We start from the raw sequence: 11,534 nt of genomic DNA on the forward strand, positions 1-11,534 counted from the left end.
CCTCTCTTGTTCTTCGGCCGGCGGAGCGGGGCCCGCCGGGGGGCGACACCTTGTCCGCATCGCCGCCCGGGGTCCAGAATGGATCGCACCGGAGGAAAGCGAACAGGCGGGACATATAAAATGGCAATGCGTCATCTGCGTTTCGGCATATTCCTCGCGCCCTTCCATGCGGTGGGAGAGAACCCGACATCCGCGCTCCAGCGCGACATGGAACTGCTCCAGCATCTCGACGCCATCGGCTACGACGAGGCCTGGGTCGGCGAGCATCACTCCGGCGGCATGGAGATCATCGCCTGCCCGGAGATGTTCGTGGCGGCGGCGCTGGAGCGGACGCGGCACATTCGCCTCGGCACGGGCGTCGTGTCGCTGCCCTATCACCATCCCTTCCTGGTCGCCGACCGTATGGTCCAGCTCGACCATATGGCGCGCGGACGGGCGATGTTCGGCGTCGGGCCCGGTTCGCTCACGTCGGATGCCTTCAAAATGGGCATTCATCCCAGCGACCAGCGTCGCCGCATGAACGAGGGCCTCGACGCGGTCGTCCGCCTGCTGAACGGCGAGGTCGTGAACGAGGAGACCGATTGGTACAAGCTGGTCGACGCCCAGCTGCAGATCCGTCCCTACACCCAGCCACGCATGGAGATGGCGGTCGCCGCCTCGCGCTCGCCGTCCGGCGCGCTGGCGGCCGGGCGCCACGGCATCGGCATGCTGTCGATCGGCGGCACCTCGGATGCGGCGCTCGCCGCGCACGCCAACAACTGGAATATGTACGAGGAGACGGCGCGGGAGAACGGCAAGACCGCCGACCGCAACAACTGGCGCATCGTCTCGCTGATGCACATCGCCGAGACCCGTGCCAAGGCCGAGGCGAACGTCGAGTTCGGCCTGCCCGAGTGGGTGAAATATTTCCGCGAGGTGGCGACCTTCCCGATCGTGCCGGGCGACATCGGCGACCCGATCCCGTACCTCCGCGACACGCGCACGGCGGTCATCGGCACCCCCGACGACGCCATCGAACATATCGAGCGGCTGCTCGCCGGCTCGGGCGGGTTCGGCGGTTTCCTTGAACTGGCGCACAATTGGGCAGACTGGGAGGCGACGAAGCGCAGCTACGAGTTGATGGCGCGCTACGTCGTTCCGCACTTCCGCGGCGCGATCGAACTCCGGCAGGCCAGCTGGAACCACGCCTGGCGCAACCACGAGAATTTCGCCGGCGCCGCCGCGGCGGCTGTTCAGAGCGAGACGGAGAAGTATCAGGCCCGGAAGAAGGGGTAGGGCGCGAAGCGGTGAGGGGGCGGAGGCTGAGGCTACGCCGCCGCCTTCCGTCTTGCGGACGTCGGTCGAAACCGTATCTGATCGGTCAGCGTCTTCGGGAGGCCGACGATGGCAAAGCAGGCTGTGTTCACCATTGAGATCGACGATGAACTGCGGGACGCCTTCCTGGCGGCCGCGTCGGCGTCGAACACGCCTGCGGCGCAGGTCGTCCGCGGACTGATGCGGGACTTCGTCGAGAATCAGAAGGTCGAAAGCCGGAAGGCGGCCGAAGAATACGAAGCCTTCCTCGCCGCAAAGGTCGCGCGAGCGAGGTCCTCGATCACGGAAGGCCGCACGCGTGCCGACGAGGATGTCGAACGAGACTTCGCGGCGCGGCGCGCCGTCTTGCTGGGAAGGGCGGGCGGATCCGGCGCTTGAAGGTCCGCTGGACGCGCGACGCCGAGTGCGACCGGGCCACGATCCTCGATTGGATCGCGGCCGAGGATCTGCGGGCGGCCGTGCGAATGGACGCCTGTTCGGTGCCGCCGCCGCCCGGCTGGCCGCATTTCCGATGCTCGGCCGCAGCGGGCTCATCGCCGGAACCCGCGGATTGATCCCGCACGAGAGCCACCGGATGGTCTACGAGATCCGGGACGATACGGTGTGGATCCTGGCGCTCATCCATACCGCGCGGCTCTGGCCTCCGCTTCCCGAGGAGTAGCAGCCGGCGTCTCGTCGGATGAGCGTCGTCGCGTGACCTGCCCTGAGGCTGCCTAAGGGCCGCGAGGGACTTCTCGCCGCCACCGTCATGACCCCGTTTCCGGCACACCGCTTGCAGGTCGCCTTGCTCCCGATCCCGCAACGGAGCATGGGCGAAGCCACGCATGGGCCGGCACATCATCGAACGGCTGATCGTATCGGTCCCGGTTCTCCTGGGCGTCCTGCTGATCGGCTTCCTGCTGCTCCAGGTGGTGCCGTCCGATCCGGCCGCCGTCATCGCCGGGCCAACCGCCAGCCAGGACGAGATCGACCGCATCCGTGAGGCGCTCGGCCTGAACGAGCCGCTCTGGTACCAGTTCGGCAACTACATCGTCCGCGTGCTGCAGGGCGATTTCGGCCGCTCCTTCATCAGCAACACCGCCGTCTCGGACGAGCTTCTGGCCGCCTTCGGCCCGACGCTCGAACTGATGGTCGCCAGCCTCGTCTGGGCGGTGCCGCTCGGCATCCTGCTCGGCACCCTGGCCGCCGTGCGGCGCGGCCGCCTGACCGACCGGGCGATCATGGCCTTCTCGGTCGCCGGCGTGTCGATGCCGATCTTCTGGTTCGGCCTGATGCTGATCTGGATCGTCGGGTTCAAGCTGAACCTGCTGCCCTTCCAGGGGCGCGCCGGACCGCTCTGGACGATCGACGGGCTGCGCGCCATCGCCCTGCCGGCGATCACGCTGGGCGGCGTCTTCGTCGGGCCGATCGCCCGCATGACGCGCACCTCGGTGCTGGAGGTGCTCGGCGCCGACTATGTGCGCACCGCGCGGGCGAAGGGTGCGGGCGAGGGGCGCGTCGTCGTGCGCCACGCGCTGCGCAACGCGCTCATCCCGATCGTCACCCTGATCGGCCTGCAGATCGGCTTCCTGCTCGGCGGCGCAGTGGTGACGGAGACGATGTTCGCCTGGCCCGGCCTGGGCCGCCTCGCCGTCGGCGCGATCGTCTCGACCGACATGCCGCTGGCCCAGGGTGCCATCATGATCCTGGCGCTCGCCTTCCTCCTCGTGAACCTCGGCGTGGACGTCCTCTATGCCTATCTCGATCCGCGGGTGAAGCGCGCATGACCACCGTGCCCGCCGCAGCGGCCGCCGCCGCTCCTTCCCCTGCCGGGCCCGCGCCCGCGGCGAAGCCCGCGAAAGGCACTCCGGCCCGCCGCCACAGCCCGCTGCGCCGCCTGCTCCGCGACAAGGCGGCGGTCGTCGCCGGCGTCTTTCTGATCGCGGTGATCCTGGCGGCGATCCTGGCGCCCTGGATCGCGCCGTCCGATCCGTACGCGAACAATCTGCGCCTGCGCATGAAGCCGCCGAGCGCCCAGTTCTGGCTCGGTACCGACGCCCAGGGGCGCGACATGATCACGCGCATCCTGTTCGGGATGCGCACCTCCTTCTTCATCGGCTTCGTCGCGGTCGCGATCGGCGGCCTCATCGGCGCCACCCTCGGCATCCTCGCCGCCTACTATTCCCGGCTCGACAATCTGATCATGCGGATCGTCGACGTGCTGCTGACCTTCCCGGCGATCCTGCTCGGCCTGGCCATCGCGGCGGTGCTCGGCCCGGGCGTCGGCAGCCTGATCGTGGCGCTCGCCGCCTCGGCGGTACCGACGGTGGCGCGCATCACGCGCGGTGCCGCCAGCGTCGTGATGCGCAGCGAATACATGGAGGCGGGGCGGGCGGTGGGCCTCGGCGACGGCGCGCTCATCTGGCGCTACCTCGCGCCGAACTGCGTCTCGACCATCCTGGTCTACCTGACCCTGCAGTTCGGCCAGACCGTGCTGCTCGGCGCCTCCCTCTCCTTCCTCGGCCTCGGCGTCCAGCCGCCGGTCGCGGAACTGGGCAGCATGGCGGCGGAGGGGCGCAACTTCCTGTTCTTCGCACCGCATGTTTCGACGGTGCCCAGCGTCGCGATCTTCCTCGTCGTCCTCGCCTTCAACGTGCTTGGCGATGCGATGCGCGACGTCCTCGACCCGCGGCTGCGGCAGTAGGCGGCGGCCCGCTCGTCATAATCACGAACCGAGCAGTATGGAGGCGGAGTTGACATCAGGCAGGATCATCGGTGCCGCGGTCGCGGGCGCCGTTCTGGGGGTGGGGCTGGCGCCGGCGGCGATGGCGCAGGAGAAAATCGTCACCATCGCGCGCACGCTCGACGCCGACAAATACGACCCGCACATCTCGACGGCCCGCTCCGCCGCCGAGGTGCTGTTCATGACCGGCGACACGCTGGTCGTGCTCGACTACGACATGAAGACGATCCGTCCGAACCTGGCCAAGTCGTGGACCATCTCCGACGACGGCCTGACCTATACCTTCAAGCTGCGCGACGACGTGACGTTCTGCAGCGGCAAGAAGTTCACGGCCGCCGACGTGAAGGGCTCGCTCGACCGCTGGCAGAACATGCCGAAGGGCACCACCAAGTGGCGCGCCGGCGAGTACGATTCGACGACCGTGGTCGACGACTACACGCTCGAGTACAAGATCAAGAAGCCCTATTCCGAACTTCTCTACCAGATGACCCAGCACAACCACACGGTCATCAACCCGGAGGAGGCCGAGAAGCTCGGCGAAGACCTAGGCGTCAAGGCGCTCGACGGCACCGGCCCCTACTGCTTCAGCGAGTGGCAGCCGCGCAACCAGCTGACCCTCACCAAGAACCCCTATTACGACTGGGCGCCGTCCTTCTACGACAACAAGAAGCCGATGGTGGACAAGGTCGTCTGGAAGATCGTTCCGGAGGACAGCACCCGCGTCGCCGCCCTGGAGACGGGACAGAGCGACGCGCTGCAATACGTGCCCTGGTGGGCGGTGCCGCAGTTCCAGTCGAACCCGCGCTTCAACGTTTCCAAGGCCGAAGCCTATTTCTGGACCTACTATATCGGCATGAAGATCTCGCGGGATCTGATGTCCGACCTGCGCGTGCGTGAGGCGATCAACCTCGCCGTCGACCAGGCGGCCATCGCCGAAGCGGTGTGGTTCGGCCTCGCCGAGCCGGCGAACGCCTACATCGCGCCCGGTGTTCTCGACTATGCCGAGGGCCAGGATCTGTCGAAGTTCGGCTACGACCCGAAGAAGGCCGAGGCCCTGCTCGACGAGGCCGGCTGGAAGAAGGGCTCCGACGGCTTCCGCGCCAAGGACGGCGTGAAGTTGGCGCCGCTCGCCTACGGCAATTCCAGCCCGGTGGCGGCCGACGTGCTGCAGTCGGTCCAGGGCGACCTGCGCAAGATCGGCATCGACATGCAGATCCAGCAGTGGGATGCGACGGTCGTCTGGGGCAAGCTGAAGACCCAGGACTTCGACATGTACACGATGAGCTATCCGTACGTGTCGGCCGGCGACGCCCTGAACCTCTACTTCCGCTCGGCCAACATGCCGGCGCCGAACCGGATGAACTGGAACGACCCCGAGACCGACCAGTGGCTGACCGCGGCGTCCGCCGCGCTCACGGACAAGGAGCGGGCCGAGAATTTCGCCAAGGTCCAGAAGAAGGTGCACGCCGCCGCCGTCTGGATCCCCATCGTGCACGAGCCGCTGTTCCTGATCTCCGGGCCCAAGCTGAAGCCGATCAAGGCGCACGGCAACTACGGTGCCGGCTTCTACAAGGGCCTCGGCATCGAGCTGAAGGGCTGAGCGTGCTGGACGACGCAGGCAATCGGCAGGGGGCGAACGCCGTGAGCGATCCGACCGCCGCGGCGGCACGCGATACGGATCAGGCGCTTCTCAGCGTCGAGAACCTCGGCGTCCATTTCAGATCGAGCGAGGGCGTGTTCGCCGCCGTGGACGGAATCTCCTTTTCCGTCCGCCGCGGCGAGACCCTGGGCATCGTCGGCGAGTCCGGCTGCGGCAAGAGCGTGACGTCGCTCGCCATCATGGGCCTCGTCCCGCAGCCCGCCGGCAGCATCGCCCAGGGCCGCATCCTGTTCGAAGGCGAGGATCTCGCGGGCAAGTCCGCCCGCGAGATGCGCCGCATCCGTGGCAACGAGATCTCGATGATCTTCCAGGAGCCGATGACCTCGCTGAACCCGGTCTACACGGTCGGCGACCAGATCATCGAGGCGATCCAGCTCCACGAGAGCGTCTCCAACGCGGAGGCCCGCCGCCGCGCGATCGAGATGCTCGGCCTCGTACGCATCCCGAACCCGGAGAGCCGGGTCGACGAGTACCCCCATCAGATGTCGGGCGGCATGCGCCAGCGCGTGATGATCGCGCTGGCCCTCGCCTGCCATCCCAAGCTGCTGATCGCCGACGAGCCGACCACGGCGCTCGACGTGACGATCCAGGCGCAGATCCTGGACCTGATGCGCGACCTGCGCGACCGCACCGGCACGGCCACCATCCTGATCACCCACGACCTGGGCGTCGTGGCCGAGGTCGTCCATCGGGTCGTCGTCATGTATGCCGGCCGTATCGTCGAAGAGGCACCGGTCGAGGACCTGTTCACCAACCCGCAGCACCCCTACACCCTGGGGCTGCTCGGCTCGATCCCGAAGCTGCACCTGGAAGAGGAGCAGCTGGCGACGATCGAGGGCACCGTGCCGAACCCCTACGACATGCCGTCGGGCTGCAAGTTCAACCCGCGCTGCCCATTCTCCGACGACCGCTGCCGCAGCGAGGTGCCGCCGCTCGCGGAACTGGCGCCGGGCCATCGCGCCGCCTGCTGGCGCGCCCCGTTGGAGGAGAAGGTGCTCGCATGACCGCCGCCGACGGTGCCGTTATCCCAGTCTCACCGCCGCAGCCGGTGCTCGAGGTCGAGGGGCTGACCAAGCACTTCCCGGTCAATCGCGGCATCGTCCTGTCGCGCCAGGTCGGCGCCGTCCGCGCCGTCGACGACGTCTCCTTCAGGCTGAACGCGGGGGAGACGCTGGCGCTGGTCGGCGAGAGCGGCTGCGGCAAGTCGACCACCGGCCGCCTGCTGATCCGCCTGATCGAGCCGACGGCGGGCAGCGTTCGCTACGGTGGCCGCAACATCTTCGACCTCGGCCGCACCGAGGTGCGCGGCCTGCGGCGCGAGCTGCAGATCATCTTCCAGGACCCCTACGCGTCGCTGAACCCGCGCATGTCCGTCGGCCAGGTGATCGGCGAGCCGCTGCGCGTGCACGGCCTCGGCGACCGCGCCGAGCGTCAGCGGCGGGTGGAGGAACTGCTCGGCCTCGTCGGCCTGTCGCCCTGGCACGCGGTGCGCTACCCGCACGAATTCTCCGGCGGCCAGCGCCAGCGTATCGGCATCGCCCGGGCGCTCGCCGTGTCGCCGAAGGTCATCGTCTGCGACGAGCCGGTGTCCGCCCTCGACGTCTCGATCCAGGCCCAGGTCGTGAACCTGCTGAAGGACCTGCAGCGCAGCTTCGGCCTGTCCTACGTCTTCATCGCCCACGACCTCGCGGTGGTGAAGCACATCAGCGACCGCATCGCCGTCATGTATCTCGGCAAGATCGTCGAGCTGGCGGAGAAGCGCACCCTCTACGCCGCCCCGCGCCACCCCTATACCCAGGCGCTGCTGTCGGCGATCCCGATCCCGGACCCGACGCTCAACCGGGAGAAGCGGATCCTGGAGGGCGACGTCCCCAGCCCGATGAACCCGCCCAGCGGTTGCCGCTTCCACACCCGCTGCCCATTCGTGCAGGATCGTTGCAGACGCGACGAGCCGGCGTTCCGCGACATCGGCGGCGGCCAGATGGTCGCGTGCCATTTCGCCGAGCAGATCCCGGCGATGGCGCCGATCGCCGACGTTGCGTCCGACAGCGCCACGGCGGCCTACCGCCGTCGCCTCGCGATCTACGAGAAGGCGCGCCGCGCCGCCGCCGGCCTGGCCGCCTGAAAGACGAGCAAACGCGCAGCGCGCGAACGACAGAACCGAGCCAGGAGCAGGAGAGCCCCCGCATGGTCGACACCACCGTCATTCGCAACGCCGACTGGCTGATCGCCTGGAACGAGACGACGCAGAGCCATGTCTACAAGCGCGGCTGCGACGTCGCCTTCGCCGAGGGCAAGATCACCTTCGTCGGCAAGGGTTATGCTGGTCCGGCGACGAAGGAGATCGACGGCCGCGACCGATTCGTCCTGCCCGGCCTCGTCAACATCCACACCCACCCGACCAGCGAGCCGCTGCGCAAGGGCATCACCGACGAGACGCGCAGCCCAGGTTTCTGGCACAGCTCGCTCTACGAATACCTGACCATCTTCCACAACGACGCCGCCGGCTACACCGCCGCGATCCGCTGCGCCCTGGCCGAACTGCTGATGAGCGGCGTCACCACGGTCGTCGACATCTCCATGCCGTTCGACGGCTGGCTCGACGAACTGGCCGACAGCGGCATCCGGGCCGTCGCCGCACCCGTCTATCGCGATGCGCGCTGGTTCACGCGCAACGGCCACAAGCTCGAATACGAGTGGGACAAGAAGGCCGGCCGCGAGGCCTTCGAGCGTGCCCAGCGCGTCGTCGAACTGGCGCGCCAGCATCCGTCCGGGCGCCTGTCCGGCATGATGTCGCCGGTCCAGATCGACACCTGCTCGGCCGAACTGCTCCGCGACAGCCAGGATTACGCCAGGGAGCGTAACCTGCCGCTCCAGATCCACGCGGCGCAGAGCGTGACGGAGTTCCACGAGATGGTCGGCCGCACCGGCCTGACGCCGATCCAGTGGATGGACAAGATCGGCATCCTCTCGGACAACACGATCATCGGCCACGGCATCTTCCTCGACCACCATCCCTGGCTGCACTGGACGACGCGCAAGGACATGGGCCTGCTCGCCGACCGCGGCGCCACCGTCGCCCACTGCCCGACCGTCTTCGTGCGCCGCGGCATCACCCTGCGCACCTTCGGCGAGTATGTCCGCGGCGGTATCAACATGGGCATCGGCACCGACACCTATCCCCACAACTTCCTCGACGAGATGCGGGCCGTCGCCTACTACGCCCGCGCGGTGGGCGAGAGCGTCGACGACCTGCAGACGCTCGACGTGTTCAACGCCGCCACCATCGGCGGCGCCAGGGCGCTGCGCCGCGACGATATCGGCCGCCTGACGCCCGGCGCCTGCGCCGACATCCTGCTCTGCGACACGAAGGAGCCGGCGATGCGCCCGCTGCGCGAGCCGCTGCGCAGCCTGATGTACGTCGCCGGCGACCGTGCGGTGCGCGAGGTCTTCGTCGCCGGCGAGATGGTTGTCAAAGACGGCAAGTGCCTGACCATCGACCTCGCCGCCGAGTCCGAGGCGCTGGAGGAGGCGCAGAAGCGCTCCATGGCCGGCGTCGCCCAGCGCGACTGGGCCGGCCGCACCGCCGACGAGATCGCGCCGATGGTGATGCCGACGGTGAACTGATCTTCCGCGGCGATCGCGGGCCGGGGACAATTTGTCCGTATCGCCCCCGGCACGGCGGCTGCCGGCTTAGATCGGCCTTAACGGACGGGGCGCTATCAACGGCTCCCCCCGGCGGTCGCGGGGCGGTGTATCCGGGACGCGCGCCATGACTCGCGAAGTCGCCTTGCCTATGCACGGGGCCGTCACCGCGACAGGGCTGCCTCCGCGGCGGGCGGCCATCATCCTTTTCGGCCCGGGCCCGCGCCACCGGGCCGTCCGAGGATCGACCCGCACGTTGATCCGGGGATGAAAAAGTCGTCCCCCTCGTGATCCGGGCCGCGGCCGAAGCCGTATGCGCCACGATGGTTTGGTCGCAAGACTGAACCGCCTCTCCCGCCATTTCTGCCGCCGCCGGATCGGGTGTGCACAGCGCCCGCGCAACGGCCTTCGCTCGTTAACACAACCGTAACGCTCATGAGAATGGGACAATGCTGTCAAAAATAACAATCGCGACCAGGATGGTCCTCGGCTTTTCTGTCGTTCTGATCCTCATGTGTGCCCTGAGCGCGATCAGCATCTACCAAGTCGACCGCATCAGTGCCGATCTCGAACGGATCAACGACGTCAACGGCGTAAAGCAGCGTTACGCCATCAATTTCCGCGGAAGCGTGCATGATCGGGCGATCAGCGCCCGCGATGTCACCCTGGTTGCGGGTGACGACAAGCTCGGCGCGGTGGTCGCGGAAATCGACCGCCTGGCGGCATTCTACGCGACGTCGGCTGCGGCAATGGATGCGATGTTCGCCGCGCGGACCGACATCTCCGACGAGGAGGTGCGCATCCTCGCGAGCATCAAGGAGACCGAAGCGCGGACCCTCCCACTCATCTCCCGGATCATCGCCAGCCAGCGTGCCGGCGATGCCGATACGGCGCGTTCCGTCCTGATGAACGAGGCCCGGCCCGCATTCGAGGAGTGGCTGGCCCGGATCAACCGCTTTATCGATCTTCAGGAGAGCATGAACCAGGGCATCGGCTCCGAGGTCAATTCTCTCGTCGCCAACTTCAAGTATCTGATGCTGGGCCTGTCCGCCGCGGCCCTGCTGATCGGCTTGGTGATCGGGCTCTGGAACGTGCGCGCGGTGCGCCCGCTACGCCGCCTGACCGGTACGATGATCAGGCTGTCGAAGGGCGAGCTGTCGGTCGAGATCCCGCCGGCGACCACGGGTGACGAGGTCGGCGACATCATCCGGGCGGTGCACGTCTTCAAGGATAATGCCCTGGAAACCGCCCGGCTGCGCCAGGAACAGGCGCACTCGGCGGTCGAGGCCGAACGGCAGAAGAAGGCTGCGATGAGCGCGCTGGCCGCCGAGTTCGAGACCTCCGTCAACGAGATCGTCGGGCTGGTGTCGTCGGCGTCGACCGAACTCTTCGCGACCGCCCAGGAGATGTCGGCCACCGCGGAGCGCACGGCCGCCCGGTCCAGCGACACGGCCACGGTCTCCGAGCGGTCGTCGGCGAACGTGCAGGCCGTCGTGGTGCGGGCCGACGAACTCGGGGCGACCGTGCAGGAGATCGGCCGTCAGGTCTCGACCTCCACGCAGGCCGCGGAGCGTGCGGTGGACGAGGCGCGCAGCGCCGGCGTGCAGGTGCGCGAACTGGTCGATGCCGCCGAGAAGATCGGCGAAGTGGTCAGCCTGATCAGCGACATCGCCAGCCAGACCAACCTGCTCGCCCTCAACGCCACGATCGAGGCGGCGAGGGCCGGCGAAGCCGGCAAGGGCTTTGCCGTGGTGGCGACGGAGGTGAAGTCGCTCGCCGGCCAGACGGCGAAGGCGACCGAGGAGATCTCGCGCAAGATCGCCGAGATGCAGAACGTCACCTCGCTTTCCGCCGCCGCCATCGGCCGGATCACCCAGGTCATCGACGAGATCAGCCGCATCTCGGGGATCATCGCCTCGGCGGTCGGGCGACAGGACGAGGTGACCCGCGAGATCGGCAGCAATGTCGGCGAAGCCGCCCGTGGCACGAAGGAAGCCGCGAGCAACATGTACGAGGTCAACCGCGCCGCGGGCGACACCCGTACAGCCTCGACGCGGTTGGTTTCGTCGGCGGGCGATCTTTCGAGGCAGTCAGAGCTGCTGCGAACGCGCGTTGCCGACTTCATCGATCAGATCAGGGCAGCATAGCCCGCCCCCCGATCCGCCGTGCAGCCCGGGCTGTGGCGCTGATCGG

10 protein-coding genes are annotated in these 11,534 nt (G+C 68.1%); all 10 read left to right on the forward strand.

The features are described from left to right. The first annotated feature begins 120 nt into the window (after positions 1-120). The 10 genes from ABIE65_RS21510 (at position 121) to ABIE65_RS21555 (ending at position 11,488) form a co-directional block, all read left to right on the forward strand. On the forward strand, positions 121-1,275 hold the full coding sequence (locus ABIE65_RS21510; RefSeq protein ID WP_354080566.1) for an LLM class flavin-dependent oxidoreductase: 1,155 nt from the start codon (positions 121-123) through the stop codon (positions 1,273-1,275). A 108-nt stretch (positions 1,276-1,383) separates the two neighbouring features. Next, positions 1,384-1,692: an antitoxin of toxin-antitoxin stability system gene (locus ABIE65_RS21515; RefSeq protein ID WP_354080568.1), complete on the forward strand. Its 309-nt coding sequence runs from the start codon at positions 1,384-1,386 to the stop codon at positions 1,690-1,692. A 49-nt stretch (positions 1,693-1,741) separates the two neighbouring features. Continuing rightward, positions 1,742-1,975 carry a type II toxin-antitoxin system RelE/ParE family toxin gene (locus ABIE65_RS21520; RefSeq protein ID WP_354080569.1) on the forward strand — a complete coding sequence of 78 codons (234 nt, stop codon included), beginning with the start codon at positions 1,742-1,744 and terminating at the stop codon, positions 1,973-1,975. A 163-nt stretch (positions 1,976-2,138) separates the two neighbouring features. Continuing rightward, positions 2,139-3,080: an ABC transporter permease gene (locus ABIE65_RS21525; RefSeq protein ID WP_354080571.1), complete on the forward strand. Its 942-nt coding sequence runs from the start codon at positions 2,139-2,141 to the stop codon at positions 3,078-3,080. After that, entirely contained in the window at positions 3,077-3,997 is a 921-nt protein-coding gene (locus ABIE65_RS21530) for an ABC transporter permease (RefSeq protein ID WP_354080573.1), read from the forward strand. Before ABIE65_RS21525 ends, ABIE65_RS21530 begins: the two co-directional genes overlap by 4 nt. A gap of 49 nt (positions 3,998-4,046) precedes the next feature. Beyond that, positions 4,047-5,636: an ABC transporter substrate-binding protein gene (locus ABIE65_RS21535; RefSeq protein ID WP_354080575.1), complete on the forward strand. Its 1,590-nt coding sequence runs from the start codon at positions 4,047-4,049 to the stop codon at positions 5,634-5,636. Positions 5,637-5,677: 41 nt separating this feature from the next. Then, positions 5,678-6,700: an ABC transporter ATP-binding protein gene (locus ABIE65_RS21540; protein WP_354080731.1), complete on the forward strand. Its 1,023-nt coding sequence runs from the start codon at positions 5,678-5,680 to the stop codon at positions 6,698-6,700. Then, positions 6,697-7,821, forward strand: coding sequence for an ABC transporter ATP-binding protein (locus tag ABIE65_RS21545; protein WP_354080577.1), 1,125 nt, complete (start codon positions 6,697-6,699; stop codon positions 7,819-7,821). The genes ABIE65_RS21540 and ABIE65_RS21545 overlap by 4 nt, the downstream gene beginning before the upstream one ends. A 62-nt stretch (positions 7,822-7,883) precedes the next feature. Beyond that, complete coding sequence (locus ABIE65_RS21550; protein ID WP_354080579.1) at positions 7,884-9,323, forward strand: amidohydrolase family protein; 1,440 nt, start codon at positions 7,884-7,886, stop codon at positions 9,321-9,323. 467 nt (positions 9,324-9,790) lie between these two features. Further along, entirely contained in the window at positions 9,791-11,488 is a 1,698-nt protein-coding gene (locus tag ABIE65_RS21555) for a methyl-accepting chemotaxis protein (RefSeq protein WP_354080581.1), read from the forward strand. The last annotated feature ends 46 nt before the right edge of the window (positions 11,489-11,534 follow it).

The sequence above is a fragment of the Constrictibacter sp. MBR-5 genome (genome assembly GCF_040549485.1).
Taxonomy (GTDB): Bacteria; Pseudomonadota; Alphaproteobacteria; order JAJUGE01; family JAJUGE01; genus Constrictibacter.

Excerpts from the sequence above, each read along its gene's own strand:
- ABIE65_RS21510 (WP_354080566.1), top strand. The coding sequence starts at position 121 with ATGGCAATGCGTCATCTGCGTTTCGGCATATTCCTCGCGCCCTTCCAT.
- ABIE65_RS21515 (WP_354080568.1), top strand. The coding sequence starts at position 1,384 with ATGGCAAAGCAGGCTGTGTTCACCATTGAGATCGACGATGAACTGCGG.
- ABIE65_RS21525 (WP_354080571.1), top strand. The coding sequence starts at position 2,139 with ATGGGCCGGCACATCATCGAACGGCTGATCGTATCGGTCCCGGTTCTC.
- ABIE65_RS21530 (WP_354080573.1), top strand. The coding sequence starts at position 3,077 with ATGACCACCGTGCCCGCCGCAGCGGCCGCCGCCGCTCCTTCCCCTGCC.
- ABIE65_RS21545 (WP_354080577.1), top strand. The coding sequence starts at position 6,697 with ATGACCGCCGCCGACGGTGCCGTTATCCCAGTCTCACCGCCGCAGCCG.
- ABIE65_RS21550 (WP_354080579.1), top strand. The coding sequence starts at position 7,884 with ATGGTCGACACCACCGTCATTCGCAACGCCGACTGGCTGATCGCCTGG.
- ABIE65_RS21555 (WP_354080581.1), top strand. The coding sequence starts at position 9,791 with ATGCTGTCAAAAATAACAATCGCGACCAGGATGGTCCTCGGCTTTTCT.